Source organism: Streptomyces sp. NBC_01549, from assembly GCF_026339955.1.
Classification (GTDB): Bacteria; Actinomycetota; Actinomycetes; order Streptomycetales; family Streptomycetaceae; genus Streptomyces.
On the sequence record NZ_JAPEPW010000001.1, the window covers coordinates 7,033,543 to 7,059,298 of the forward strand.

A 25,756-nucleotide genomic window follows, 5' to 3' on the forward strand; every position below is an offset into this window, starting at 1 on the left:
TCGGTTGTGTCAGTCGTACATGGGCAGGAACTGGTCAGCGCTGCCCGGCGGCCGGTGACAGTCCCGCGAAGGTGACGGTGAACGAGGCCGGGGCGGCCCGCAGTTGGTAGGGGGCGAGGACCCCGGGGCCGCAGGAGGCGGTGCCGATGCCGTGCTGTGCCAGGTCGAGGTTGACATGGAGTACGTCGCCCGGGGTGAGGTCGGTGGGGTGGCGGGCGGATTCGAGCTGCTCGGTGGTCCACCGCCGGGCGGTGAGTGTGAAGACGGGGTCTCCCTCGACGCGCAGGCCCGTGCCCTCCGCATCGCGGAAGTCGGCCCAGCGTACGTCGCCGCGGCTGCCGTTCTCCTGCGGGAAGACGTAGGGGGTCTGGAGCTGGTCGACCGTCGCCAGGTACCGCCCGACGCGGGCGGCCCGGCGGGTGTCCGCGTAGGACTCGCCGGGGCCGGCGCCGAACCACTCGACGGTGGCCAGCCGGGCGGGCAGCCCCATGCGCACCCCGAGCCGGGGGAGCGGGCAGGGCCACTCGCCGTCCGGGGTGATGTCGACGGTGAGGGTGAGCCGGGTGCCGTCGCTGGTCCAGCGGTAGTCGGCGTACAGGCCGAAGAAGCCCGCCGGCGGGGCGACCCTGGTCCTGACGAGCACTGATGTCTCGTCCACGGTGAGGGAGTCGTGACGGTGTTGTACGCGGTCGAGCGCGTGGCGGCGCCACTGGGTGGCGACGGACTGGGCTTCGTCCGGACCCCGGTCGTTGTCCGTGGTGGCCCGCCACAGATCCAGGCGTGGTGCGGTGACCTCGAACCCGTGAAGGGTGCGCAGTGTGCCGCGTACAGGGTCGAACGTCGCCGGGCCCAGGGTGATCTGCGACCGGCCGGGTACGGGGGAGACGGACGCCCGCGCCTGCGGCCGGGCGGGGACGGCCGCGAGCGCCTGGCCCCAGGCGACCTCGTGCCCGGCGGACGCCCACGGCGTGTCGGCGGCGAGGACCGCCCGGACCGTCCACCAGGCTTCCGTCGAGGCTTCCGGCGCTGCCGGGAGGGGGATCTCGGCCGACTCGCCGGGCCGCAGCGGCGGAACCGGTAGGGCGCCCTGCGCCACCGGGCGCCCCTCGACCGCGTAGGACCAGGTGAAGGCCAGCTGGGACAGGTCGGCGACGTCGTACTTGTTGGCGATGCGGACGGTGCCCGCGGCGGTGTCGACCTCGATGCCGACCGGCTCGATGACCTTCTTGTACTCCAGCAGTCCCGGCGAGGGGCTCCGGTCGGGGAAGAGCAGGCCGTCGGCGCAGAAGTTTCCGTCGTGCAGGGTCTCGCCGAAATCGCCTCCGTAGGCGAAGAACTCCCGGCCCTCGGCGTCTTGGGTGCGCAGCCCGTGGTCGATCCACTCCCACACGAAGCCGCCCTGCAGCCGCTCGTACGTCTCGAAGAGCCGCTGGTACTCGGTGAGACCCCCGGGGCCGTTGCCCATGGCGTGCGCGTACTCGCACTGGATGAACGGCATGGCGCGTCGACGGGCGTCGAGTTCGGGGTCGTCGAGGGGCTTCTCCTCCCGGCGGCCGATCAGTTCGACCTCCTCGTGCGAGGCGTACATCCGGCTGTAGACGTCGACGTACGCGCAGCTCCAGTCGCCCTCGTAGTGGATGAGGCGCCGCGGGTCGCGGGCCCGGATCCACTCGGACATGGCGGCCAGGTTGCGGCCGGTGCCGGATTCGTTGCCCAGGGACCACATGATGACGCTCGGGTGGTTCTTGTCCCGCTCGACCATCCGGGCGGCCCGGTCGACGAGGGCCTCCTCCCAGCGTGGGTCGTCGGCGGGGTTGCCGCGCCAGTCGTCGCCTCCGAAGCCGTGCGTCTCCAGGTCGGCCTCGTCGATCACCCAGAGGCCGAACTCGTCGCACAGGTCGAGGAAGTCGGGGTGCGGCGGGTAGTGGCTGGCGCGTACGGCGTTGATGTTGTGCTGCTTCATCAACAGCACGTCCTCGCGCATGGTGGAGTACGGGAGGGCGCGGCCGTGGTCGGGGTGGAACTCGTGGCGGTTGACGCCGCGCAGCAGGATCGGATTTCCGTTGACCTTGATCACGCCGTCCTCGACGGCGACGGTGCGGAAGCCGACCCGGAACGGGACGCGTTCGGCGTCGGTGGCCAGCACGGCCTCGTAGAGCCGGGGCACCTCGGCGGACCAGGGCTCCACGGGGAGGGTCGCGCTTTGACCGGTCGCGAGGTCGATGCCGAGTTCGGGGACGGTGATCCGGCCGCCCGGTGTGGCGTCCACGCGAAGCGTGCCCTCGCCGGTGACGTGGTCGAAGCCGGCGTGGACGAAGAAGTCGCGGACCGCGCCCATGGGGCGGTGGACGAGCTCCACGTCGCGGAAGATGCCGGCCAGCCACCACATGTCCTGGTCCTCGACATAGCTGCCGGACGACCACTGGTGGACGCGTACGGACAGGACGTTGCCGTGCCGTAGCAGGTGAGGGCCGGTGTCGAACTCGTGCGGCAGCCGACTTCCCTTGGCGGTGCCGAGCTCGTGCCCGTTGAGCCGGACCCGGTAGCAGGACTCCACGCCCTCGAAGCGCAGCAGGGACGCGCCGTCCTCGGGCCAGGAGGCGGGCAGGTCGAAGGTGAGCCGGTAGTCGCCCGTGGGGTTGTCCGTGGGGACGCGGGGGGCGTCCACCGGGAAGGGGTAGCGGATGTTCGTGTACTGGGGCGAGCCGTGGCCGTGCAGCGCCCAGTGGGAGGGCACGGGGAGCACGTCCCACGACGGGTTCGGCGCTGCTTCGGCGGCGTCGGCCGCGGCGACGGACGGCGAGAGACGGAACTGCCAGTCGCCGTTCAGGGACAGCCGGTCGGCGTCGGAGCCGAACGCCGCGCGTGGCGCGAGTGCTCCGGCACCCGGCGCGAAGTCCTCGTAGTACGGCGCGGTCATCGTTCTCCTCGGGTGTTGCTCGACGTTCGTGTTCCTGAACTGCGGATGAGATCTCAGCGCTCTCGTGGGCGACTTTAGGCCACAGCGACGCGAGCCGACGGCCGGGTCTCCGTGCCGCTCGGTGGGCCTTCTACCGCCAGTCCGTCGACAGGGGAAGGCGCAGTTCACATGCTGGACAGAGGCGCGCGGGCGCCGTCCGGCACCACATTGAACAGGATGATCCAGACATCAACAAGGAGGTTGACAGTGGCCTGATCCGTTTCTACTGTCCGGATAGTGTTTTGAGTATGTAACCAGAATTCATCTATCTGAACCGATGGTGGACATGTTTAGACGCTCAGCCCGCCCCGCACAGTTCATGGCCCTGGCCTCGGTGGCGGTCGCCGGCTGCCTCTTGACCGGCTGCTCCAGCAGCGGCGGCGGCGGCGGCAGCGCCAGTTCCTCGGGCGCTCTTGAGGTGTGGACCCGCAGTGACGCGGTGGACGCGAAGGCCTACACGAAGATCTTCGCCGCCTTCACCAAGAAGACCGGCATCAAGGTCGACTACAAGCCCGTCGTCGACTTCGACAAGCTGCTCCAGCAGCGGGCGGCCAGCAAGAACCTGCCGGACGTCACCGTCAACGACATGGGCAGCCTCGGGAACTACGAGTCCCAGGGCCTGCTGCAGGAGGTCGACAAGAGCTCGATCACCGGCGGTTCCGACCTCACCGAGAAGTCCTGGGACGGCGCCAAGGGCATCGATGGCAAGTACTACGGCATCCCCTTCTCCGCACAGGCGCAGGGCATGTACATCCGCAAGGACTGGCTGGCCAAGGTCGGCAAGAAGGCCCCCACCACCTGGGCCGAACTGCTCGACGTCGCCAAGGCGTTCACCACCAAGGACCCTGACGGCGACGGCAAGGCCGACACCTACGGCATCCTCTCCCCGGGCTCCACCACCAACGGCTACCTCGGCTGGTGGACCTCCAACTTCGTGTTCCAGGCCGGCGGCGAGTTCGTCGCCCCGACCAACGACGGCAAGTACGAGGCCAAGGCCGACTCCGACGCCACCGTCACCGGAGTGAAGTACGTCGAGGACATGTACTGCCACAGCAAGGTCGTACAGCCCGGCGCCCTCACCATGACCACCGGTGACTCCTACCCCTTCTTCGACCAGGGCAAGGTCGGCATCGTCCTCACCGGCCCCTACCAGTTCCCGCGCTTCGACGCGACGCCGGGCAAGGACAAGTACGAGGTCATTCCCGTCCCCAAGGGCCCCGCGGGCAACACCGTGCTCGCCGAGGGCGAGAACGTCTACCTGATGGCCGGTTCCAAGAAGACCGACCAGCAGAAGAAGCTGGCCGCGTTCCTCATCTCGCCCGAGGCGCAGAAGATCGGCATGACCGCCCCCGACGCGCCCGTCGTCCGGCTCTCCGTCAACAAGACGGTCGACAACAGCGCGGTGTACAAGGACGACCGCTGGAAGCCGTTCGAGGACGCCTACAACAACAGCTCCAAGCCGTTCCCGTCCGCGATCAACTACCAGCCGATCCGGCAGGACACCGCTGACGCGCTCAACAAGCTGTTCGCGAACTGCGGCACCGACGTCAAGGGTGCGATGACCACGCTCAACAGCACCCTGCAGCAAGAGCTGAAGTCCCAAGGGGCAGCCAAGTGACCCTGACCCAGGGGCACCCGGGCGCGACGGCGCAACCCGCCGTCGCGCCCGCGCCGGAGCGGCGGACCCCCCGGGGCCGCCGCCTTGGCGCGGGCCTGGTCCCGTGGCTGTTCATCGCCCCCGCACTGCTGCTCTTCACCGTCTTCAAGTACCTGCCCATGTTCGACGGGGTCCGCCTCAGTCTCTATGAGGTGCGCCCCTTCCTCGGCAACCTGTGGGTCGGACTCGACAACTACCGCGTCGTGTTCAGCGACGATCGGTTCCGCGCCGCCCTCGGCCACACCCTGCTGCTCGCCGTCGGCGGCACCATCGGCTCGGTGATCGTCGGATTCCTGCTCGCCCTGCTGCTGGAGGGCACCGCGCGGTCGCTGTGGTTCCTGCGCACCGCGGTCTTCCTCCCCGTCATCACGGCCACCGCCGTGGTCGGCGAGATCTGGCGGCTGCTCTACTACCCGACCGGCGACGGCTTCGTGAACACCGTGCTCAGCTTCCTGGGCATCGGTCCCCTGCACTTCCTCGACACCACGGGCAGCGCCATCTGGTCGGTCATGGCCGTCAGTATCTGGAGCGGCGGTCCGTACAACATGGTGATCGTGCTCGCCGGTCTCACCCAGGTGGACCGCGGACTCTACGAGGCAGCCGCGCTGGACGGCGCCACCACCTGGCAGCGCCTGCGCTACGTCACCCTCCCCGCGCTGCGCCCCGCCATAGCGATCCTGCTGACGCTCGCGGCGATCCGGAGCTTCCGCACGTTCACCGAGGTGTACGTCCTCACCGGCGGCGGGCCCGCCGGATCCACCGACGTGTGGATGACCCGGGTCTACGACCTCGGGTTCAACCGTAACGAGATCGGCGTGGCCTCCGCCGCCGCCACCGTGCTGTTCCTGGTCACGGTGGCCCTGACGGCGTCGATCCAGTGGTACCAGCGCCGGAAGGAGGCACAGCTGTGACCGCTCTCGACAAGCGGACCGGCACCAAGCAGCCCGCGACAGCCGCACGATCCGGCGGCCGCAGAAAGGGTGTCGGGGTCTCGCAGGGCGTGGAGACCGCACTCGGCTGGCGTACCGGAAGCAACCACATCGTCAGCATGGCGCTGCGCGGCGTGCTCAGCCTGGTCGCGTTGCTGCTCTTCGCCGGACCGCTGATCGTGCTGTTCTCCGGGGCCTTCGACAAGAACCCGGACCCCACCAAGCTGTCGCTCATCCCCAACTCGCCCACCCTCTCCAACTTCACGCTCGCGGGAGAGCGCGGCGTCTGGCACTACCTCGGCAACTCGCTGGTCATCGCGGGCGGCGGACTGCTGCTCCAGGTGTCGGTCAGCGTCTTCGCCGCCTACGCCCTCGCCCGCAAGCGGTTCCGGGGACGCGCGATCATCTCCATGCTGTTCCTGATCACGATGATGCTCCCGGAGGAGGTCATCGCCATCCCGCTGTCGCTGATCATCGGCGACATCCCGGTGCTGCACATCAGCCTCAAGGGCACCCTGGTCGGCATGATCCTGCCGCTCGGGGCCTGGGGCTTCTCCATCTTCGTGATGACCGAGTTCATGCGGGAGCTCCCGATCGAACTGGAGGAGGCCGCCCGGATCGACGGCGCGGGCGAGATGCGGATCTTCGCACAGATCATCCTGCCGCTGTGCCGCCCGGCACTCGGTGTGATCACCGTCTTCGGCTTCATCATGATCTGGGACCAGTACCTGCTGCCGCTGATCGTCGCCAACGACCCGTCGGACTACCCACTGTCGGTCGCCCTGTCGACCCTCCGCAGCGACACCACCGGCCCCGGCCTCGTCCTGGCCGGCGCCCTGCTCGCCCTGGTGCCGAGCCTGGTGGTCTATCTGCTGCTCCAGAAGTCGCTGATCAGTGGCATGACCGCTGGAGCGCTCAAGGGCTGATGCCCTTCCTCCGCACTGCCCGCACCGCGCTTCCTCACTTCTCACCTCAGTTGAAAGGCCCCGCATGCGACTCGCAGGAGTCCTGTTCTTCCCCGTCACCCCCTTTGCCGCGGACGGGGCGGTGGACGAGGCGGCTCTGACCACGCACATCAAGCAGGGGCTGGACGCCGGCCCCGGCGGAGTCTTCGCCGCCTGCGGCACCGGTGAATTCCACGCCCTGGAGCCGCTGGAGGCCGAGCAGGTCGTACGCACCGCTGTCCAGGTCACCGACGGCCGGGTGCCGGTCTTCGCGGGCGCCGGCGGACCGCTGCCGCTGGCCAAGGAGTACGTCCGCGCCGCCGAACGAGCCGGCGCGGACGGGGTGCTGCTGCTGCCCCCGTATCTGGTGAAGTTCCCGGTCGACGGTCTGGTGCGGTACGTCGAGGAGATCGCCGCCGAGAGCTCGCTGCCCGTGATCGTCTATCAGCGGGGGAACGCCGTCTTCACCCCCGAAGCCGCTGCCCGGATCGCCGCGCTCCCCAACGTCGTCGGCTTCAAGGACGGCACCGGCGACCTCGACCTGATGCAGCGGATCGTGCTCACCGTGCGCGCCGCCGTCGGCAAGGACTTCCAGTTCTTCAACGGCATGCCCACCGCCGAGATGACCGTGCCCGCCTACCGGGCCGTGGGAGTGGACCTCTGGTCCTCCGCCGTGTTCTGCTTCGCCCCCGAGATCTCGCTCGCCTTCCACCGCGCGGTCAGCGAGGGCGACACCGCCACCGTGGACCGGCTGCTCTCCGGGTTCTTCCAGCCGCTGGTCGAACTGCGTCACAAGGCGCCGGGGTACGCGGTCTCCTTGGTGAAGGCCGCCGTGCGGCTCGGCGGCCTGGAGGTCGGCGGAGTCCGTCCGCCGCTGGTCGACCCGGCCCCCGAGCATGTGGAGCAGCTGCGGCAGATCATCACCGCTGGAAAGGTACTGGTGTGAGCGACGTGCGTATCAAGGACCTGGTGGTCACCCCGATCGCCTTTCGTGACCCCCCGCTGCTCAATGCTGACGGCGTGCACGAACCCTGGGCGCTGCGCTCCGTCATCCAGCTGGTCACCGAGGACGGCGTGATCGGACTCGGCGAGAGCTTCGGTGACGCCGTCCACCTGGAGCGGCTGGCCGCCCTGCGCCCGCATCTGGCCGGCACCAGCGTGTACGCCCTGGGCGAGCTGTACATCAAGGCCGCCGAGCTGTTCGACTACACCGGGGGCAGCATCAGCTCCTTCGACCTCGGCCGGGTGCACTCCGCCGTCGAGGTGGCCTGCCTGGACGTCCAGGGCAAGCTGGCCGGCCGCCCGGTGAGCGACCTGCTCGGCGGGGCGGTCCGCGAGGCCGTCCCGTTCAGTGCCTACCTCTTCTACAAGTGGGCCGGACACCCCGGCGCCGAGCCCGACGAGTGGGGCGCGGCCCTCGACCCGCAGGGTGTGGTCGACCAGGCCCGCCGGATGATCGACCGCTACGGCTTCGAGTCCATCAAGCTCAAGGGCGGCGTCTTCCCGCCTGACCAGGAGATCGCGGCCATCCGCGCACTGCGGGAGGCCTTCCCGGACCATCCGCTGCGGCTGGACCCCAACGTCGCCTGGACCGTGGAGACCTCGCTGCAGGTCGCCGAGGAGCTCGACGGCGTCGTCGAGTACCTGGAGGACCCGGTCCGGGGCATCCCCGCCATGGCGGAGGTCGCGGCCAAGGCCCCGATGCCGCTGGCCACCAACATGTGCGTGGTCGCCTTCAACCAGATCCCGCCCGCCGTGGCACAGGGCGCGGTCCAGGTGATCCTGGGCGACCACCACTACTGGGGCGGCCTCACCAGAACCCGGCACCTCGGGACCATCTGCGAGACCTTCGGCCTGGGCATGTCGATGCACTCCAACTCGCATCTGGGCATCAGCCTCGCGGCCATGACCCACCTCGCCGCGGCCACGCCCAACCTGACGTACGCGTGCGACACCCACTACCCGTGGAGTGCGCAGGACGACGTGGTGGTGCCGGGCGTACTGGAGTTCACCGAAGGCAGCCTCCGGGTGCCCACCGGTCCCGGGCTCGGCGTCGAACTCGACCAGGACGTGCTCGGCAGGCTGCACGAGAACTACCTCACCTGCGGGCTGCGGCGCCGGGACGACACCGGGTACATGCGGCGGGTGAACCCGGACTTCGTGGCCGAGCTGCCGCGATGGTGACCGCGACCGCCTACCTCTACCCGTGGGACGTGGTGGGCGACCCCGCCGCCGCCGAGCGCGTGGCGGCCCTGGGCGTGGACTCCGTGGCGCTGGCGGCCGCGTACCACTCGGTACGGGCCGCCACGCCCTTCCACCCGCGGCACCGCATGGTCGACGCCCACCACGCCGCGCTCTACCTTCCGGTGCGCGAGAAGGTCTGGGCAGGGGCCCGGCTGGTCCCCGGCACACCGGGCTGGATGACACGGGACGACTCGTTCACCGCCGCCCGGGACGCTCTGCGCGCCGTCGGCCTCCCCGTACACGCGTGGACGGTGCTCACCCACAACACCCGGCTGGGCCGCGCCCACCCCGAGCTGTCTGTGCACAACGCCTTCGGCGACCGCTATCCGTACGCGCTGTGTCCGGCGTCGGCCCAGGTGCGGGAGTACTGCGCCACCCTGGTCGGCGAGATCCTCGACCAGGGGCGCCCCGACGGTCTGGTGCTCGAGGCGTGCGGCCCCCTGGGCCTCGGCCACGGCGGCCACCATGAGAAGACCGACGGCGCCGACTGGGACGCCGCCCGCGACCGGCTCCTGTCACTGTGCTTCTGCGTGGCCTGCCTGGGCCGCTACCGGGACGCGGGACTCGACGCCAACCGGCTGCGTGACCAGGTCAGGGCAGCCGTGGACGGCGGGGCGAGTGCCGCCGTGGACGCGCAGACCATGGCGGCGGTCGCCCGGGTACGCACCCGGCTGGCGGCCGACCTGCGACGTGCCGTGCTCGACGCCCGCGCCTCGCGTCCGACGGTCACGGTCGCGCTGCACGCGAGCGCCGATCCCTGGGCCACCGGGCCCTTCGCCACCCTGGTCGCCGACACCGGCCCGGACCCGGAGCTCGACGTGCTGGTCGCCTCCGCGTGGACCGGCGCCCGGCAGGGTGTGGCCAACCTTGCCGCGCTGCGGGACCTCGCCGGGCCTACCGCGCGGCTCGGGGCCTATCTTCCCGTCCTGCCCCCCAGGCCCGGGGACGCGCGGGCCCTGGCCGACGAATGGGCCGCCTGCCTCGACGCCGGCGCGGACGAGCTGCACCTTTACCATGCGGGCCTGGCGTCGCGGGCCCGCTTGACCGCCGTGGGTGAGGCGCTGAGCGCGGTCCGGGCCGCACCGCGCGACCCCGGCCACGCGGCGGCGGAATCGAGGATGCCGTCACCGTCGTCGTGCACGTAGTCGTACTGCGCGGTGACGGCGGTGGTGCCCTTGTCCGGGTCGATGGCGTTGAAGTCGGGGCCCCACCCTGTCGGTCGCCGAGTACGACGCCATCAGTGCCCACGAACGCCGGACGGACCGAGTTTCCTCCGGTGGGAGTACCCGGCCCGGGCCCAGTAGCATGAAGCACGCATCCCGGGTCGATCATGCCGACCGGCGGCGCACCCGGATCGATCTTGCGAGGAGCGGTCGTGCGTGACATCGCCGTGTTCAGCGGTAGTGCCCATCCCGAGCTGGCGGCAGAGGTCTGCGCCCATCTCGGTGTGCCCCTCAGCCCGACCCGGGTCAGCCGGTTCGCCAACGACTGCCTGGAGGTCCAGCTCCAGGCCAACTGTCGCGAGCGCGATGTGTTCCTCGTGCAGCCGCTGGTCACCCCCGTACAGGAGCACCTCGTCGAACTGCTGATGATGTGCGACGCGGCGCGCGGTGCCTCGGCCGGTCGGATCACCGTGGTCATGCCCCACTATTCGTACGCGCGTTCAGACAAGAAGGACATGCCGCGGATCTCCATGGGCGGACGGCTGGTCGCCGACCTGCTGGTGGCGGCCGGAGCCAGCCGGGTACTGGCGATGACACTGCACTCCCCGCAGGTCCACGGGTTCTTCTCGGTGCCGGTCGACCATCTGCACGCCCTGCGGGAGCTCGCCGCGCACTTCCGCGGCCACGATCTGTCACGTACGACCGTGGTGTCGCCGGACCTGGGAAACGCCAAGGAGGCCGCCGCCTTCGCACGGCTGATCGGCGCCCAGGTCGCCGCCGGTGCCAAGCAGCGGTTCGCCGACGACCGGGTCAGCATCAGCTCGGTCATCGGTGAGATCACCGGGCGCGATGTCATCGTCCTCGACGACGAGATCGCCAAGGGCAGCACGGTCCTCGAACTCCTTGAGCGGCTGCGTGAGTTGGGCCCTCGCTCCATCCGGGTCGCCTGCACCCACGGACTGTTCGCGGCGGGCGCGCTCAAGCGGCTCAGCGAGCAGGAGGACGTCCTGGAGATCGTGTGCACCAACACCGTGCCGGTGCCGGACGAGGAGCACACCGAGAAGCTGCGGATCCTGTCCATCGCCCCGGCGCTCGCCGAGGCCGTTCGGCGCATTCACAACGGTGAGTCCGTCAGCGCCCTGTTCGACGCGCCCCCGAGTGAATAAACAGTTCTCCATGGAGGCCTGACCCGGCGTTCGGGTCCGCACACGGTTTCCGCGACACGAAAGCCACGCCCGTTGTCGGTGAATTGCGGAGGTATGCCTCAAAGGGATTGCCGCTAGCGGACATCGGTGACGTCGAATGCGGCATGACGCCTCCCGTGTTTCCAACTCCCGGTCTCTACTGGGTATTGACGCCCCCTTACCTCACTCCTTAAATCAAGGGGCGCGCACTCACCCCCCACCTCGCTCGGCGCACGCGTGCGTCGGAAGGGAGAGCCGTGGTCTCGCCACGAGCGCTCCGCAGATGTCTCTTCGCCGCCCTCTCAGCCATGCTGGTCGCGACCGCCGCGATCGGCCCGGCAAAGGCGGACGCCCCGAGTGCCGGGGCCGCAGCCGTGACGTTCTCCGACACCTTCGACGGGGCCGCCGGATCGGCCGTCGACTCCTCGAAGTGGCAGATCGAGACCGGCGACAACGTCAACAACCACGAGCGGCAGTACTACACCTCGGGCAATAAAAACGCGGCCCTGGACGGTCAGGGTCATCTGGTCATCACGGCCCGCAAGGAGAACCCGTCCAACTACCAGTGTTGGTACGGCACTTGCCAGTACACGTCGGCCCGTCTGAACACGTCCGGGAAGTTCTCCGCGCAGTACGGGCACGTCGAGGCCCGGATGAAGATCCCGCGCGGGCAGGGCATGTGGCCCGCGTTCTGGATGCTCGGCACACCGGTCAACTGGCCGGCCTCGGGCGAGATCGACGTCATGGAGAACGTCGGCTACGAGCCCTCCACGATCCACGGCACGATCCACGGCCCGGGCTACTCCGGCTCGGGCGGCATAGGCGCGGCCTACTCCCTGCCCAACGGCCAGACCTTCGCCGACGCCTTCCACACCTTCGCCGTGGACTGGGCCCCCGACTCGATCACCTGGTCGGTGGACGGGACCGTCTACCAGCGGCGCACACCCGCCGATCTGGGCGGGAACACCTGGGTGTTCAACAAGCCGTTCTTCCTGATCCTGAACCTGGCGGTGGGTGGCGACTGGCCGGGCGACCCGAACAGCTCCACCGCCTTCCCGCAGCAACTGGTGGTGGACTCGGTGTCGGTGACCACCGGTGACACGGCCGCCGGCGTCGCGATCAAGGGGCTCGCCGGGAAGTGCGTGGACGTCGCCGCGGCGAACTCCGCCAACGGCACGCCCGTACAGCTCTACGACTGCAATGGCAGCGCCGCCCAGCAGTGGACGGTCGGCTCGGACGGGACGATCCGCGCGCTCGGCAAGTGCCTCGACATCACCGACAACGGGACGGCGGACGGTTCGACGGTCCAGTTGTGGGACTGTGGGGGCGGAGCGAACCAGAAGTGGGTCGTCTCCTCGGCGAACGACATCGTGAACCCGCAGGCGAACAAGTGCCTGGACGTGACGGGCGCCAACTCGGCCAACGGCACCCGGCTGCAGATCTATACCTGCAACGGCACCGCCGCCCAGAAGTGGACGGTCGGCTGAGCCGCAGGCCCTGAGTCTGTCCGGCGGGGCAGGCCGCAGGAAACGGGCGGTGCCTCATCGGCGCCGGCGAAGCCTCCAGGATTGCCGTCCTGGAGGCCTTCGCATGCCTGGCCCCGACTCGCGGCAGACGTCCCCGTCGCAGCGTGCGGCTCATCCAGCCCATCGCCACGGAGGAAGGCCTGAGGTTCGCCATCCGGGGGAGGGCGGCGGGAGGGCGGCAGGTCGGTCGGGAGTCATAACGTGCCCGACGTGGCCTCCGGCTGTCCCAGCGCCGCGTCCAGCGATGCCGAGGGCGGCAGGAGTCGGGCCAGGCCGGTCACCTTGAGGACGCGCAGTGTCAGTGGCCGGGTGCAGACCAGGTGCAGCCGGCCGCCCCGGTCGAGAACGCGGCTTCTGGCGCGGTACAGCAGGCGCAGCCCGGAGCAGTCGAAGAAGTCGACGGGCCGCAGGTCGATCACGATCTGCGGCTCCGGGTGCCCCGTCAGGGCGTCCAGGTGCGGCGTGATCTCCAGCGCCGCGACGATGTCGATCTCCCCGCGGAACTCCAGCACCGTGTGACCCCGTTCCCGGCGGACGCGTAGATGCCGGGTGGGCGGTGCGGGGTCGTGCGTCACGGCGACATCGCCTCCAACCGGCTGCTGGCCCACTCCTGGTGGCAGGGCCCGCAAAACCGTTCCCTGCTCTGCAAGTTACCCTCGATGGAGTGAATTTCAGCATGTTCGATTGACATATGTATGCGATTTGGGCGGCGAGTTGTCTCCCGAATCGGCCGCGCGGGTCACGACAGTGCGTGCCACGCCTTGGACAGCGCCTGGCGGAACTGGTCCGTCTGGTGCGCGGTGAGGTCGCGGACCATGCGTTCCTCCAGCTCGCGCACCGCGTCGGTGAACCGTGCCAGCAGCTCGCGCCCCTCGTCGGTGAGCAGGATCAGCAGCTCGCGCCGGTTGTGCGGATTGCGCTCGCGGCGGATCAGTCCGCGGTTCTCCAGTGAGCGCACCAGGTCGGCCATCGACTGCGCGGTCACGAAGGAGTCCCGGGCGAGCTGTGCCGCCGAGAGGCCGTCGTGTCGTTCCAGCACGGTGAGCGAGGTGTACTGCAGTGCGGTGATCCCCGCCGGCTTCACCAGCTCGTCGAGGTGGGAGCGTACGACGAGCTCTACCTGCTTGACCATGTAGAGCAGGGACGGAGGTGCCTTCGTTACCTGGGTGCCGACCATGGGTTCAGCCTAAGGCATTGACAGGAAACCTGTCCGTAATGAGACTGCGAACCAACAGGAATCCTGTTGGTTGAAATCTTGGCGATCAATGGTCGAGATCACGTGTCACGGCAGTTACGTCAATGACGGCAATCACGTCATGCAGGCATCAAGGCTGAGGAGTGGGGGAACGTGCTGAAGCCGAGGCTCGGCGACACCCTCGTCGTGCTCGGCGCCGGAGCCGTCGGCCTGTCCGCGGTGATGGCCGCGGCTCTGACCCCCGCCACGAGGATCATCGCCGTCGACCGGGTCGCCGAACGCCTCACCCTGGCGAAGGAGTTGGGTGCGACGCACACGGTCGACGCGGGCGAGGTCGATCCGGGCGAAGCCGTCGCGCTGCTGACGGACGGTCACGGAGCCGACGGTGTCGTCGAGACGACCGGCAGTGTCGCCGTACTGCGCCAGGGCGCCGACGCGCTCGCCGCGCGCGGCACCCTGGTCGTGGTCGGTGCCCCGCCCTTCGGCACCGAAGTCGCCCTGGACGTCAACGGGTTGATCCCCGGGAAGCGGATCGTCGGCCTCACCCTGGGGGACAGCGAGACCCAGACCTTCATCCCCGCGCTGGTCCAGCTGGTGAAGGAGGGGCGGCTCCCGCTGCACCGCCTGATCGGCCACTATCCCTTCGCGGACATCGAGCAGGCGGTGCGGGACATGAAGGCGGGAAAGACGATCAAGCCCGTACTGACCTTCTAGGCGACAGCCCGTACTTGCCCTCTAGTCGACCGTGAGCACCAGCTTCCCCGTGGTCCGGCCGGTGTCGCCGAGCGCGTGCGCCTCGGCGGCATCGGCCAGCGGGAACGTCCCGGCGATCGTCGCGCGGAGCTTGCCCGCGTCGACGAGGTCCGCGACAGCCCGCATGCCCGCGTGGTCGGCCTCCACCAGCATCCGCGCCGCCCGCACACCGAGCCCCGCGGCTTCCTTGTAGAGCTCCTCCGACCCCATGGGCAGGATCGACACCACGATCCCGCCCTCGCGCAGCACCCGCAGGGAACGGAAGGTGTTCTCCCCGCCGATCGTGTCCAGGACGACGTCGACGTCCCGTACCGCCTCGGTGAAGTCGGTCTCCCGGTAGTCGATCAGCTCGTCGGCGCCGAGGCCGCGCAGGAACTCGTGCTTGCCCGCGCTCGCCGTGCCGATCACGTACGCGCCCCGTGCCTTGGCGATCTGTACGGCCACATGTCCGACGCCGCCGGCCGCCGCGTGGATCAGTACCCGCTGCCCCGGCCGCACATCGGCCGTGTCGACCAGCGCCTGCCAGGCGGTCAGGGAGACCAACGGCAGGGCGCCCGCCTCCGTGTGGTCGATCCCGGCCGGCTTGGGCGCGAAGGAGCGGGTGGGCGCGGTCACGTACTCGGCGTGCGAGCCGTGCCCGAACGGGTAGGGCAGCATGCCGAAGACCTCGTCGCCGGGCTCGTACAGGGTGACGCCGACCCCGACGGCCTCCACCACGCCGGAGACGTCCCAGCCCAGGACGAAGGGCGGCTGTCCCAGGAACCCGCCGGTCGCCCGGTGCTTCCAGTCGGTCGGGTTGACCCCGGCGGCCCGCACCCGCACCAGTACCTCGCTCGGCCCGGGCGTCGGCCGTTCCTTCTCCACTTCCTTGAGGACCTCGGTCCCGCCGAGGACGTCCTGACTGATCGCGCGCATCGTGTTCGAAGTGCTCATGAACCCAGCGTGCCGGGTCGGCGCGCTCCGTGAAATGGCAAGTTTGCCAACCTTCGATAAGATCCTGCCATGAGGAAAGTGGAGCGAGTGGTCGTCCTGGCGCTGGACGGTGTCTATCCCTTCGAGCTGGGCATGCCGAGCCGGATCTTCGGTGCGGCGGACGGCCGGTACGAGGTGCTGACCTGCACCGTCGACGGCCGACCGGTGCGCTGCAACGCGGACTTCTCGGTCACCGTCGAGCACGGCCCCGAGGTGCTGGGCACGGCGGACACGGTGGTGATCCCCGCCATGGACCCGGCCGCCGTGACCGCGGAGCTCCCCGCCGAGGTCACCGCCGCGCTCGCGCTCATCCGCCCGGGCACCCGCATCGTCTCCATCTGCACGGGTGCGTTCGTACTGGCGGCGGCCGGTCTTCTGGACGGGCGGCGGGCGACCACGCACTGGCAGCTGGCCGACGAGTTCCGGCGCCTGTTCCCGCAGGTGTCCCTGGACGCGGACGTGCTCTTCGTGGACGACGGCACGATCCTCACCTCCGCCGGTGCCGCCTCCGGCGTCGACGTCTGTCTGCACATCCTGCGGGGCGACCATGGCAGCGAGCTGGCCAACAAGGTGGCCCGGCGCTGTGTGGTGCCGCCCTGGCGCGATGGCGGTCAGGCCCAGTACATCGAGCAGCCCGTTCCCGACGCCACGGCGACCAGCACGGCGGCGACCCGCGCGTGGGCGCTGGCCCGACTGGGTGACCCGCTGACCCTGGCCGATCTCGCCGGGCACGCCCGGATGAGCCTGCGCACCTTCGCCCGCCGTTTCAACGACGAAGTGGGCACGAGCCCCGGCCGCTGGCTCATCCAGCAGCGCGTCGCCCGGGCCCGCCATCTGCTGGAGGCCAGTGACCTCCCGGTGGACCAGATCGCGGGCGAGGTGGGCTTCGCGACGGGTACCTCGCTCCGCCAGCACCTGCACGCGGCGATCGGTGTCTCCCCGGGGGCCTACCGGCGTACGTTCCAAGCGACTCGCTGAGCGACGGCCGATGACCGTCCCTCGTACGAACGATCACCGTCCCTCGTACGAACGATCACCGTCCCTCGTACGAACGATCACGGTCCCTCGTGCGTCGGAGGAGGGACAAGGAGCGTGTGTCGAACAGGGGGCGGGGATGCGCAGAGGGATCGTGGCGGCGGTGGCGCTGGTGGGTCTGGTAGCGGTGGGGTGCGACGACGAGGGGGTGCGCGAGGACCTCGTCGTCACCGGTACACCTCCCGCCACGCCGTACGCCGGGCGGCTGGACCTGCCGTTCGAGGAGAGCGCCGACGGTAGCGCGCACGAGGCCGAGGAGAGCTCGGGAGCGGCCGGGCGGGCGCTGGAGTGCGACGGCGAGATCTACTCGGGCGGCGGGGGCGACGGATGGGCCGAGAGTGACGGCGGCTCGACACCGGAGGAGGGCCTGAACGCCTACTTCGACATGGACCTGCCCGAACTGCCCGACCATGGCTACCGGGTGGAGCGAAGGGAGAAGGATCGTGTGTTGTTCTCGTACGACGTCGACGGCAGAACCAAGGTCGCCGTCGTCGTCGCCAAGGACCAGCCGCACCGCCCCGGTTGGGGCCCGGAGACCAACGCCTCCTGCGATCCGGCCGAACTCCCCGCGAGTTTCACGGACACCAGGTTCGAGATCTGGACCGATCGGGAGGGCCGTCGCGTGCCCACCACGACGCTGAGCAGCTCGACGGGGCCGGAGCACTGCGACTGGGAGAGCGTCCACTTCCTCACGTCGGGCGAGGGCAAGGACGCCAGACAGTACGCCCGCGATCCGCGCGGGGCGCTCGGGAGCCACCTGCTCACCGCCGCGTACAAGGAAGACGTCGGTATGCCCGCCGTCGCGCACGACACCGGATACCGCTTCCGCGACTGGGCACTCTGGCTGACGGACGACAAGGCCATGGCGTACGTACGCACGAACCACGGGGTGGAAGCGTGGCCCGCCACGAAGGAGTGGGCGGCCTGCAAGTAAGACCTCAGCGGCTCATGTGCAGGGCGACCAGCAACTGCCAGACCTGGTCGGCGACTTCCTCCGGCGTGCCCTGAAGCAGTCCGTGCAGCCAGTCGGCGAGGACCCCCGCGAACGTGGCGGCGACGGCGGAGGCCAACAGGGGGGCGTCCGCGGCGCCCGCGAGGGTGCGCTCGGCCAGGCTGCGGGCGCGCAGGTCGCGGTGCAGGACGTGCCCGAGCGGTCCGCCCCCGCCCGGGCTGAGCAGCGCGCGGTAGAGGCCGGCGTGCGGGGCGAGGTCGGCGAAGAACGCGAGCAGGGCGGGCGGTGCGGACACCGGGTCGGGCCGCCCGCGCCACGCGTGCAGCGCCTCCACGGCCTCCCGTACGACGTCGGCGCAGGCGTCGACGGCCAGCGCCTCCAGGTCGGCGTAGTGCACGTAGAAGGTGGCCCGGCCGACCCCTGCCCGCCGCACCAGCGCGGCGACGCCGACCTCCTCCAGCGGGCGCTCGGCGCACTCCGCGAGGAGCGCCCGGCGTAGCTTCTCGCGGGTGCGGGCGGCCCGCGGGTCCTCCGGTGTCACCGCGCGAGCAGGACGGCGGCCAGGGCGAGCGCGCCGGGCAGGGCCTGCGCGAAGAGGATGCGACGGTTGGCGGTGACCGCCCCGTACACCCCGGCGACCACGACGCACACCAGGAAGAACACCTGGACGCGGAACCCGGTCGGATCTGCGGCGATCAGCCCCCACACCAGGCCCGCCGCGAGAAACCCGTTGTAGAGCCCCTGGTTGGCGGCCATGGGCGCGGTCGCCCGCGCCATCTCCGGGTCGAAGCCGTGCAGGCCGCGCCCCGGCTTCTTCTCCCACAGGAACATCTCCATCACGAGGATGTACGCGTGCAGCGCGGCCACCAGGCCCACCAGCACGTTCGCGACCGTCTCCATCGTCAGCAAGCTCCCTCGTACGCGGTTGTCCACGGCGTGTGTGGACGGATGTTTCCTGGACAGGTGTCCACTATAGCTGGACGACTGTCCAGGAAGTCCCGCGTTACCGTCCTGGTCCGGAGGGGGGCCGGTGGTCTCAGGCCCCGGATGCCGCGTGGACGCGCTCGCCCCCGACATAGGTCAGGGCGACCTTCGCGGACGCGATCTCCTCCGGCGGACCGGCGTACGGGTCGCGGTCCAGCACCACGAGATCGGCCAGTGCCCCAGCCCGTACGCGCCCGGTGTCGTCGAGGTGGTTGGCGTACGCCGATCCCGCCGTGTACGCCACGAGGGCGGCCGTCAGATCGATGCGCTCGGCGGGCAGGAACACCGGCCCGGTCCCTTCCGGGGCCACCCGGTTGACCGCGACATGGATGCCCTGGAGCGGGTCGGCGCTGCTGACCGGCCAGTCGCTGCCGGCGGCGAGCCTCGCGCCGGACCGCAGCAGCGCCCCGAACGGGTACTGCCATGCGGCCCGTTCGGGCCCGAGGAAGGGCAGGGTCAGCTCGTCCATCTGCGGTTCGTGCGTGGCCCACAGGGGCTGGATGTTGGCCGTGGCGCCGAGACGCGCGAAGCGGGGTACGTCGTCGGGGTGCACCACCTGGAGATGGGCGAGGTGCGGACGCGTGTCGCTTCGCCCATTGGCCCTCCTCGCCGCCTCCACGGCGTCCAGGGCGTCGCGTACCGCCCGGTCGCCCAGGGCGTGGAAGTGACACTGGAAGCCGATGGCGTCCAACTCGGTCACGTAAGAGGGAAGTTGGGTCGGGTCGATGAAGCTCTTCCCTCGATTGGCGGTGGCACAGCCGCACCGGTCGAGATAGGGGTCCAGCAGCGCGGCGGTGCCGTTCTCGGCGACGCCGTCCAGCATCAGCTTGACGCTGCCGGCGCGGAACCGGCCGTGACTCAACGCGGCCCGCCGTTCGACGAGTTCGGGTATCTGCTCGACCCCGCGCTCCCGGTCCCACCACAGCGCGCCGACGACACGTGCGGTCAGCGAACCGTCGCGGGCCGCCGTCAGATAGGCGTCCGACGGGTCGTCCATCCCCACGAACGCGCCGACCAGCGCGTCCTGCCAGGCGGTGATCCCGAGCGCGTGCAGCTCCCGCTGGGCGTGCAACAGCGCGGCGAGCCGGTCCGCCGCGGTGGCCCGCGGAGTGTGCCGCCCCACGTACTGCATGGCCCCTTCCTGGAGCATCCCGTTCGGCTCACCCGAGGGGTCCCGCTCGAACCGACCGTCGGCCGGGTCGGGCGTGTCCCGGGTGACGCCCGCGAGCTCCAGGGCGCGGCTGTTGACCCAGGCCCCGTGGTGGTCCCTGTTCGGCAGGTATACCGGACGGTCCGGTACGACCGCGTCCAGCAGCTCCTTGGTCGGTGTGCCGCCCGCGAAGGCCTCCATGGACCAGCCGCCGCCCGTGATCCACTCCCGTTCCGGATGCGCGTCGGCGTAGGCCCGCACGGTGGCGAGAGTCTCCTCGGCGGTCCTCGCCCCCGTGAGGTCGCACTGACTGAGCTCCAGCCCCGCCGGGACCGGGTGGACGTGGGCGTCCTGGAAGCCCGGCAGGAGCAGCCGTCCCGCCAGGTCGACCACCTCCGTCCTCGGGCCGATCAGGTCGTGTACCTCGGAGTTTCCGACGGCGGTGATCCGGTCGCCGGTGACGGCGACGACTGTCGCGCCGCGGCCCGCGGGACCTCCGGGAGCCTCGTGGACCTCGGGGGTGAGGACCGGGCCGCCGGTGAAGAGGAGATCGGCGTGCATGTGCTTCTTTCCTTAGTTGGATGTGGCCAGCAGGTGGGGCGCGTCGGCGTCGGTGCCGTGTCCCGTACGGAAGTAGGGGGACTTGCGGACCCACTTCGCCCACGCGGCGGCCAGGAAAACGGAGGCGATCATCAGGGCGGGGGTGAGCAGCAGGAACCAGCCGTTGTCCGCGCTGACTTCGAAATGGTCGGTGGAGGTGTAGAAGGACCAGGCGAGATAGCCGCCGAGCCCGAGCAGGGCCGCGGCGCTCAAGGAGGGCAGGACCACCGCCCGTACCCCCTGCCGCCAGTCCTCCCGCAGCAGGCCCCGGAAGCGCGCGGCGGCCGCGAGGGCGGTGAGCGCGTAGGACAGGGCGACGACGATCCCGACCGCGTTCACCGTCGCCATGATCATGTCGGCGAGCCGGGGGATCACCAGGGCAAGGGCGGCCACGGCCGTCGCCAGCGCGCCGATCAGCAGCGTCCCGGTCGCCGGAGTCCCGTACCGGGCGCTGACCTTGGACCACACCGGTCCGAGCGTACGGTCCCGGCTCATCGCGAACATCCCGCGAGCGGTCGGGATCACCCCGGCCTGCAGTGAGGCGACGGCCGAGAACATCAGGGCCACCAGGGGCAGCGCGGCCAGCGGCTGGGAGGCGAGCCGGTCGCCGAAGAACGCCAGTCCCTGTGCGCCGTGCCCGGCCAACTCCTGCTCGGACAAGACACGTTGGAACGCGACCGAGCCCAGGAGGAACAGCCCGAGCATGGTGACCAGCGTGATGAGCCCGGCCCGCGAGGCGTCGCGCGGGTCGCGCACCTCCTCGTTCACGGTGAACGCCGCCTCGAAGCCCCAGTAGCAGAACACCGACAGCAGCAGCCCCTGCGCCAGCGCCGACACCGAGGGAATCGCGAACGGGTCGAACCAGCTCAGCCGGAATGGGTGCGGACCGGTGACGATGCCGTAGCCGCAGAAGCCCAGCAGTACGACGTACTCGAAGACGAGCAGCCCGCTCTGCAGCCGGGCCGCGGTCTTGACCCCGGTGACCGCGGTGAGGGTCACGGCGACGAGGACCACGATGCCCACCGCGGTCGTCTGGGCGGTGGAACCCGGGTCCAGCACCAGCCCCGCCACCCTGTGCAGCCCGGCCTCACCGGCCAGTTGGAGCATCGCGGAGCCGGTCACGGCCGTGGTGTACGCGAGGAACGCCACCGTGGCCACGATGTTCACCCAGCCGACCAGGAAACCGAGCCAGGGGGTGAGCGAACGGCCCACTCACACATAGCCGTTGCCCGCGTTCGGCTCGACCCGGTTCAGCCGGCTGTAGGCGCCGGCGATCCCGAGGATCGGCAGGAAGGCCAGCAGCATGATGGCGGGCAGATGCAGTCCGACCACACCGGCCGTCACACCCAGCCCGATGCCGATGCTGGTGGTCGCCGCCGTGCTGGAGGCGGCGATGGCGACGCCGTCCACGACGCCGAGCGTCTTGCGCAGGGACGGGGGGGTCCTCACCGTGGGGCTGCTGCGTCATGGCCTGCTCCGATCGCACCCGGGGGCCTGATTCCGGCCCGATGACCGGAAATGAAACTGCCCGGGGCCTTAACAGGTCAACGCCGTTGACATAAGGTGCCCGCACCGGAGGCAGATCCCGTACGGCATCGGAGGGAGAGTCCATGACGTCCATGAACGACCGGGTCGTCCCGCCCGCCGCACGGCGGCGCAGGCGCCCCACCAAGACCGGAGTCGTGCTCTCCGAGGAGCTGATCGTCGAGACCGCGCTGCGGCTGCTCAAGGAGCACGGCGCCGACGCCCTCACCGTCCGCCGCCTCGGCCTCGCCCTCGGCGCCGACCCGACCGCCCTGTACCGGTACTTCCGCGACACCGACGACCTGCTCCTCGCCATCGCCGACGAACTGATCGGCCGCACCCTGCGCACTTGGCGCCCCGCCGGGGACTGGCGCGCCGACCTGCGGGACCTCGGCCTGCGGATGCACGCCGGGGCGCTGTCGCATCCACAGGCCGCGGTGCTCAGTTCCTACCGCGTCACCGGCCGGGTCCACGAGATCGAGGCCGTCGAGACCATCCTCGGCGTGCTGCGCGGAGCCGGTTTCCCGGACGCGGAGGCGGTGCGGATCTACCACGCCTTCGTGGACCAGTCGCTGGCCTTCGCGGCCCTCGACGCGGCGAGCCTGGCGCTTCCGCGCGCCGCGCGCGACGCGGAGGCGGGCGTGTGGCGGGCGACATACGCCCGGCTGCCCGCCGACACACACCCGCACATCGCGGCGACCGCCCGCCATCTGCTGATGGACATGCGCCGCAGCGCCTATCCGGTGGCCCTGGACATGCTGCTGACCGCGGCGGCGGCCTGCCTCGAAGAGGTCGCCGATCACGCCGGTCCTGCGCACGCCCGAGCAGAAGAGCCGATCTCTCCCACACCCGAGTAGCAGATCAGGAGACCGCCCGCCCATGAACCCGCCCGCCCGCTCCCCGAAGCAACGCAAGCACGACACCCTCCACCGACTGGAGAACGACGTCGACTGCTGGGTGTCCACGGCCGACGGCGCCGGGGAAGCGCCGTACCTGATCCCGCTGTCCTTCCTCTGGGACGGCACGGCCCTGCTGCTCGCCACCCCGGCCGCCAGTCCGACCGGCCGCAACCTGCGCGCGACCGGCAAGGTACGCCTGGGTATCGGCCCGACCCGTGACGTGGTGCTCGTCGAGGGATCCGCCGAGGCGCTGGAACCCGCCGCGCTGCCGGACGGGGTCGGCGAGGCCTTCGCCGAGAAGACCGGCTTCGACCCGCGCGGACTCACCACGGCGTACCTCTACTTCCGTATCACCCCGCGGCGTGTGCAGGCCTGGCGCGAGGCCGACGAACTCACCGGGCGCGACCTCATGCGCGACGGGGAGTGGCTCGTGACGGACTGAAGTGGCGGACTGAATTCGCCCTACGGGGTAACCGGGAACACGAACACGGCGGGCGGCGGCCGTCGCCCGCGCCCGGAACCCGTACGGAGGACACATGGCACTGGTCACGGCAGGCGTCGTGGTGCTGGACTGCGCCGAGCCCGAGAAGCTCGCCGCCTTCTACAGGGAGCTGATCGACGCCGAGGAGACGGACACGACCGCGAACCGCGTGGAGATCAGGGGCGCCGACGGCATCAGGATGGCGTTCCGCCGCGATGTGATGGCGACGCCGCCCAGTTGGCCACGTCCCGAGAAGTCCCTCCAGGTGCATCTGGACTTCCAGGTGGCGGACCTGGACGAGGTGGAACGCCGGATCGTCGGCCTCGGCGGGCGCCCGATCGAGACCAACGACCCGGCGAGCCCGTTCGAGGAACGCGGCTACGCCGACCCGTCCGGGCACTCCTTCACCCTGCGCCTCCTGCCGCCGACCACACCGAAACAGGGCTGACCGCAGGCCCGCGCCAGGCCCGTCCCGCGCTGGTCGCCGGTCCTCAGTCCCGGCCGCCTTTGTCCGAGGACGGCCAGACCCCCGTCGAGCGTTCGACGGCCTTCGCGCCCGTACGGTCCGCGGCGCTGCGCGCCACCGCGAACAAGGCGCCCTGGAGGGCCGCGGCGAGCAGCACCTCGCCCCAGCCACGGTCCCTGTCCAGGGCGTCAGGGGCGTCCTCCTCGTGGCGGATCGCCTTCCACGTCGCCCGGAAGGCGATCCCGGCCAGGGTGCCGCTCGCCCAGCCCAGCGCGAAGCCGAGGGGCTTGTAGGCGAGGGGCAGTTTGAGTTTCTTCGGCTTCTTCGACACCTTCTTGGACACCTGGGCCTCCTACTCGGTCGAGCCGACGGTGTCATCGAATCCGGACGGCGGGTAGAGGGCGTGGGCCTACGCCGAAGTGTGAGGCGGGCACGCCGGGGAAACCGGCGCCGGCATGGTGGTGCACATGGTCACCGGTCAGGTCGTGGCGGCAGCGGAAAGCCCCGCCGCGACGGGGGAGCGCGGCGGGGCCTGAGGCACGGGTGCCCGGCGTGCGACGGATCATGCACGCCGATTTCCAAGGAATTTCAGCCCGTCGGTTCCAGCACGAAGACGGGGATCTCGCGGTCGGTCTTCTTCTGGTAGTCGGCGTACGGGGGGTACGCGGCGACCGCGCGCTCCCACCACTGCGCCTTCTCCTCGCCCGTGACCTCACGTGCCGTCATGTCCTGGCGTCCGGGGCCGTCCTGGAGCTCCACATGCGGATCGGACTGCACGTTGAAGTACCAGACCGGGTGATTGGGGGCGCCGCCCTGCGAGGCGACCACCGCGTAGCGTCCGTCGTGCTCGACCCGCATCAGCGGGGTCTTGCGGATCTTGCCGCTCTTGGCACCCCGGGTCGTGAGAATGATGACCGGCAGTCCCGTGTCCAGCAGCGTGGTCCCCTTGGTGCCGCCGGAGCCCTCGTACAACTCCACCTGGTCGCGCACCCACTGAGTCGGGCTGGGCTCGTACTCACCCTCAAGAGGCATGACTTCCGTCCCATCGTTGTTGGTACTGATCCTGTCTGGGCATGATTCAACACCAGCGCGGACGCGAATCATCCGTACCTTCACCCCGCGGGTGCCCGCGGTGTCGGCGAGGGTCTCGCACTCATCGCGGGGCGACGAGCATCCGTACCGCCAGCGCCATGATCACGGCACTCGACGCGAGCGCCGTGACCAGCCGCCCCCGTCGTCCCGTCAGCGCCCGGCCGAGCAGTGCGCCGCCGCCGGCGAGCAGGAGTTGCCAGCTCGCGGACGCGACGAACGCGGCGAGCACGAACACCGCCTGCTCCAGGGGGCGCACCGCCTCGGCCGTCCGGCTGCCGAGCACCAGTGCGGCGAAGTAGATCACGGTGGTGGGGTTGAGGAGGGTGATCCCGAGCAGGGTCAGGTACGCCCGCGCCGGGTGTACCGGGTCCCGTACGGACCGGGTCGCGAGTAGCTGTTCGCGGTACTGGCTCACCGCGCCGACCGCGCCCCGTACGGCCAGCGCGAGCAGCACCAGACCGGAGGCCCAGCGCAACGGCACGAGCACGGGTTCCAGCGCGGCGGCGAGCGCGGCGCCCCCGAGGGCGGCGACCAGGGCATACAGCCCGTCGGCGGTCGCGACGCCCAGCGCGGCGCACCCGCCGGTTTTCAGGGACGTACGCGCGGTGAGGGAGACGAGATAGGTCGCGACCGCTCCGACGGGGATGGCGATGCCATAGCCCGCGAGAAGCCCCGCGACGAGCGCGGCGGTCACGACCGGGGAGGTGAGGGCCTCCGCGGACGGCCGGGCTGCTGCTGGACCCGCACCGGACGAGCGGCGGCGGAGGTCGGCGGCAGGAGGGCTTCGATCGTGGGCATGCGCAGATCCTGGCGCCCGTCGAGCCGCCCGTGCAAGCGAATTACGCGAGGACGTCACCGAGCCACGGAAGGCGGGTGTGTACCGTGGAGGAAGTGGTTGGATCGAGCCACACGCGCACCGTAGGCACGGCACCCGGGCGGCGACCGAGGCCCGTGGGAGCCCGTCGGCCGCCCCGATCGGCGACGGCGTTCGGCCAGTTGGTCCGTTCGGGGCATCTGGCCGGACTTCGGGTGGCTCCTATAGGTGCC

General features: G+C 70.4%; 23 protein-coding genes and 2 pseudogenes. 14 read left to right on the forward strand and 11 right to left on the reverse strand.

Annotation, left to right across the window (positions count from 1 at the left end; all coding sequences use genetic code 11):
• Window positions 1-34: 34 nt before the first annotated feature.
• Window positions 35-2,920, reverse strand: a complete 2,886-nt coding sequence (locus OG819_RS31435) for a glycoside hydrolase family 2 TIM barrel-domain containing protein (protein WP_266622044.1) — start codon at window positions 2,918-2,920, stop codon at window positions 35-37.
• Window positions 2,921-3,245: 325 nt separating this feature from the next.
• Here OG819_RS31435 and OG819_RS31440 point away from each other — a divergent pair, with 325 nt between their 5' ends.
• From OG819_RS31440 to OG819_RS31475, 8 genes are all read left to right on the forward strand, one after another.
• Window positions 3,246-4,577 carry a sugar ABC transporter substrate-binding protein gene (locus OG819_RS31440; RefSeq protein ID WP_266651941.1) on the forward strand — a complete coding sequence of 444 codons (1,332 nt, stop codon included), beginning with the start codon at window positions 3,246-3,248 and terminating at the stop codon, window positions 4,575-4,577.
• Entirely contained in the window at window positions 4,574-5,527 is a 954-nt protein-coding gene (locus OG819_RS31445) for a sugar ABC transporter permease (protein WP_323138092.1), read from the forward strand. The genes OG819_RS31440 and OG819_RS31445 overlap by 4 nt, the downstream gene beginning before the upstream one ends.
• A 137-nt stretch (window positions 5,528-5,664) precedes the next feature.
• Window positions 5,665-6,471 (forward strand): carbohydrate ABC transporter permease, encoded by an 807-nt coding sequence (locus OG819_RS31450; protein ID WP_266634084.1) that lies wholly within the window; start codon window positions 5,665-5,667, stop codon window positions 6,469-6,471.
• A 64-nt stretch (window positions 6,472-6,535) separates the two neighbouring features.
• Window positions 6,536-7,435, forward strand: a complete 900-nt coding sequence (locus OG819_RS31455) for a 5-dehydro-4-deoxyglucarate dehydratase (protein ID WP_266651943.1) — start codon at window positions 6,536-6,538, stop codon at window positions 7,433-7,435.
• The gene (locus OG819_RS31460) at window positions 7,432-8,673 is read left to right on the forward strand and encodes a glucarate dehydratase family protein (RefSeq protein ID WP_266622039.1); all 1,242 of its coding nucleotides are present in this window, start codon (window positions 7,432-7,434) and stop codon (window positions 8,671-8,673) included. The genes OG819_RS31455 and OG819_RS31460 overlap by 4 nt, the downstream gene beginning before the upstream one ends.
• On the forward strand, window positions 8,667-9,878 hold the full coding sequence (locus OG819_RS31465) for a hypothetical protein (protein ID WP_266651945.1): 1,212 nt from the start codon (window positions 8,667-8,669) through the stop codon (window positions 9,876-9,878). Before OG819_RS31460 ends, OG819_RS31465 begins: the two co-directional genes overlap by 7 nt.
• Before the next feature lie 230 nt (window positions 9,879-10,108).
• Window positions 10,109-11,062, forward strand: coding sequence for a ribose-phosphate pyrophosphokinase (locus tag OG819_RS31470; protein ID WP_266418006.1), 954 nt, complete (start codon window positions 10,109-10,111; stop codon window positions 11,060-11,062).
• A gap of 275 nt (window positions 11,063-11,337) precedes the next feature.
• Entirely contained in the window at window positions 11,338-12,567 is a 1,230-nt protein-coding gene (locus tag OG819_RS31475; RefSeq protein WP_266651947.1) for a family 16 glycosylhydrolase, read from the forward strand.
• 233 nt (window positions 12,568-12,800) lie between these two features.
• On the opposite strand, the gene OG819_RS31480 is transcribed toward OG819_RS31475, so the two are convergent.
• Together OG819_RS31480 and OG819_RS31485 are read right to left on the reverse strand one after the other, a co-directional pair.
• Complete coding sequence (locus OG819_RS31480; RefSeq protein ID WP_266418008.1) at window positions 12,801-13,181, reverse strand: anti-sigma factor antagonist; 381 nt, start codon at window positions 13,179-13,181, stop codon at window positions 12,801-12,803.
• A gap of 164 nt (window positions 13,182-13,345) precedes the next feature.
• Window positions 13,346-13,783, reverse strand: a complete 438-nt coding sequence (locus OG819_RS31485; RefSeq protein ID WP_266418010.1) for a MarR family winged helix-turn-helix transcriptional regulator — start codon at window positions 13,781-13,783, stop codon at window positions 13,346-13,348.
• Between the two features lie 168 nt (window positions 13,784-13,951).
• On the opposite strand from OG819_RS31485, the pseudogene OG819_RS31490 reads away from it, so the two are divergent.
• Window positions 13,952-14,515 (forward strand): annotated as a pseudogene (locus tag OG819_RS31490) (zinc-binding dehydrogenase); the annotation flags it as partial.
• 21 nt (window positions 14,516-14,536) lie between these two features.
• On the opposite strand, the gene OG819_RS31495 reads toward OG819_RS31490, so the two are convergent.
• Window positions 14,537-15,487, reverse strand: coding sequence for an NADP-dependent oxidoreductase (locus OG819_RS31495; protein WP_266622032.1), 951 nt, complete (start codon window positions 15,485-15,487; stop codon window positions 14,537-14,539).
• A 69-nt stretch (window positions 15,488-15,556) separates the two neighbouring features.
• On the opposite strand from OG819_RS31495, the gene OG819_RS31500 reads away from it, so the two are divergent.
• Together OG819_RS31500 and OG819_RS31505 are read left to right on the forward strand one after the other, a co-directional pair.
• The gene (locus OG819_RS31500) at window positions 15,557-16,504 is read left to right on the forward strand and encodes a GlxA family transcriptional regulator (RefSeq protein WP_266622029.1); all 948 of its coding nucleotides are present in this window, start codon (window positions 15,557-15,559) and stop codon (window positions 16,502-16,504) included.
• Between the two features lie 136 nt (window positions 16,505-16,640).
• On the forward strand, window positions 16,641-17,495 hold the full coding sequence (locus tag OG819_RS31505; protein WP_266622027.1) for a hypothetical protein: 855 nt from the start codon (window positions 16,641-16,643) through the stop codon (window positions 17,493-17,495).
• A gap of 4 nt (window positions 17,496-17,499) precedes the next feature.
• Here OG819_RS31505 and OG819_RS31510 read toward each other — a convergent pair whose 3' ends face one another.
• The 4 genes and pseudogenes from OG819_RS31510 to OG819_RS31525 all read right to left on the reverse strand — a co-directional run bounded on the left by OG819_RS31510 (window position 17,500) and on the right by OG819_RS31525 (window position 21,696).
• Entirely contained in the window at window positions 17,500-18,054 is a 555-nt protein-coding gene (locus OG819_RS31510) for a TetR/AcrR family transcriptional regulator (RefSeq protein ID WP_266651949.1), read from the reverse strand.
• Window positions 18,051-18,413, reverse strand: a complete 363-nt coding sequence (locus tag OG819_RS31515) for a DUF1304 domain-containing protein (protein WP_101403984.1) — start codon at window positions 18,411-18,413, stop codon at window positions 18,051-18,053. The genes OG819_RS31510 and OG819_RS31515 overlap by 4 nt, the downstream gene beginning before the upstream one ends.
• A gap of 136 nt (window positions 18,414-18,549) precedes the next feature.
• Complete coding sequence (locus tag OG819_RS31520) at window positions 18,550-20,208, reverse strand: amidohydrolase (protein WP_266651951.1); 1,659 nt, start codon at window positions 20,206-20,208, stop codon at window positions 18,550-18,552.
• Between the two features lie 12 nt (window positions 20,209-20,220).
• A pseudogene (locus OG819_RS31525) lies at window positions 20,221-21,696 on the reverse strand (APC family permease).
• A gap of 170 nt (window positions 21,697-21,866) precedes the next feature.
• Between OG819_RS31525 and OG819_RS31530 the strand changes: the two are divergent.
• From OG819_RS31530 to OG819_RS31540, 3 genes are all read left to right on the forward strand, one after another.
• A complete protein-coding gene (locus OG819_RS31530) occupies window positions 21,867-22,628 on the forward strand; it encodes a TetR/AcrR family transcriptional regulator (RefSeq protein ID WP_266634082.1) in 762 nt (253 codons plus the stop codon).
• Window positions 22,629-22,650: 22 nt separating this feature from the next.
• Complete coding sequence (locus OG819_RS31535) at window positions 22,651-23,112, forward strand: pyridoxamine 5'-phosphate oxidase family protein (protein WP_266622021.1); 462 nt, start codon at window positions 22,651-22,653, stop codon at window positions 23,110-23,112.
• Window positions 23,113-23,206: 94 nt separating this feature from the next.
• Complete coding sequence (locus OG819_RS31540) at window positions 23,207-23,599, forward strand: VOC family protein (protein ID WP_266622019.1); 393 nt, start codon at window positions 23,207-23,209, stop codon at window positions 23,597-23,599.
• A gap of 43 nt (window positions 23,600-23,642) precedes the next feature.
• Here the strand turns inward: OG819_RS31540 and OG819_RS31545 are convergent, their stop codons facing one another.
• The 3 genes from OG819_RS31545 to OG819_RS31555 all read right to left on the reverse strand — a co-directional run bounded on the left by OG819_RS31545 (window position 23,643) and on the right by OG819_RS31555 (window position 25,403).
• Window positions 23,643-23,960 carry a DUF4235 domain-containing protein gene (locus OG819_RS31545; RefSeq protein ID WP_266622017.1) on the reverse strand — a complete coding sequence of 106 codons (318 nt, stop codon included), beginning with the start codon at window positions 23,958-23,960 and terminating at the stop codon, window positions 23,643-23,645.
• Window positions 23,961-24,205: 245 nt separating this feature from the next.
• Window positions 24,206-24,649: a nitroreductase family deazaflavin-dependent oxidoreductase gene (locus OG819_RS31550; protein ID WP_266622016.1), complete on the reverse strand. Its 444-nt coding sequence runs from the start codon at window positions 24,647-24,649 to the stop codon at window positions 24,206-24,208.
• A gap of 121 nt (window positions 24,650-24,770) precedes the next feature.
• Complete coding sequence (locus OG819_RS31555; protein ID WP_266651953.1) at window positions 24,771-25,403, reverse strand: LysE family transporter; 633 nt, start codon at window positions 25,401-25,403, stop codon at window positions 24,771-24,773.
• Window positions 25,404-25,756: the final 353 nt, after the last annotated feature.

Bases quoted from the DNA above. Each gene is read 5' to 3' on its own strand.
- OG819_RS31495 (WP_266622032.1), bottom strand. From the start codon at position 15,487: ATGAGCACTTCGAACACGATGCGCGCGATCAGTCAGGACGTCCTCGGC.
- OG819_RS31515 (WP_101403984.1), bottom strand. From the start codon at position 18,413: ATGGAGACGGTCGCGAACGTGCTGGTGGGCCTGGTGGCCGCGCTGCAC.
- OG819_RS31450 (WP_266634084.1), top strand. From the start codon at position 5,665: ATGGCGCTGCGCGGCGTGCTCAGCCTGGTCGCGTTGCTGCTCTTCGCC.
- OG819_RS31485 (WP_266418010.1), bottom strand. From the start codon at position 13,783: ATGGTCGGCACCCAGGTAACGAAGGCACCTCCGTCCCTGCTCTACATG.
- OG819_RS31440 (WP_266651941.1), top strand. From the start codon at position 3,246: ATGTTTAGACGCTCAGCCCGCCCCGCACAGTTCATGGCCCTGGCCTCG.
- OG819_RS31530 (WP_266634082.1), top strand. From the start codon at position 21,867: ATGAACGACCGGGTCGTCCCGCCCGCCGCACGGCGGCGCAGGCGCCCC.
- OG819_RS31505 (WP_266622027.1), top strand. From the start codon at position 16,641: ATGCGCAGAGGGATCGTGGCGGCGGTGGCGCTGGTGGGTCTGGTAGCG.
- OG819_RS31435 (WP_266622044.1), bottom strand. From the start codon at position 2,920: ATGACCGCGCCGTACTACGAGGACTTCGCGCCGGGTGCCGGAGCACTC.
- OG819_RS31520 (WP_266651951.1), bottom strand. From the start codon at position 20,208: ATGCACGCCGATCTCCTCTTCACCGGCGGCCCGGTCCTCACCCCCGAG.
- OG819_RS31550 (WP_266622016.1), bottom strand. From the start codon at position 24,649: ATGCCTCTTGAGGGTGAGTACGAGCCCAGCCCGACTCAGTGGGTGCGC.
- OG819_RS31455 (WP_266651943.1), top strand. From the start codon at position 6,536: ATGCGACTCGCAGGAGTCCTGTTCTTCCCCGTCACCCCCTTTGCCGCG.
- OG819_RS31465 (WP_266651945.1), top strand. From the start codon at position 8,667: ATGGTGACCGCGACCGCCTACCTCTACCCGTGGGACGTGGTGGGCGAC.
- OG819_RS31500 (WP_266622029.1), top strand. From the start codon at position 15,557: ATGAGGAAAGTGGAGCGAGTGGTCGTCCTGGCGCTGGACGGTGTCTAT.
- OG819_RS31540 (WP_266622019.1), top strand. From the start codon at position 23,207: ATGGCACTGGTCACGGCAGGCGTCGTGGTGCTGGACTGCGCCGAGCCC.
- OG819_RS31535 (WP_266622021.1), top strand. From the start codon at position 22,651: ATGAACCCGCCCGCCCGCTCCCCGAAGCAACGCAAGCACGACACCCTC.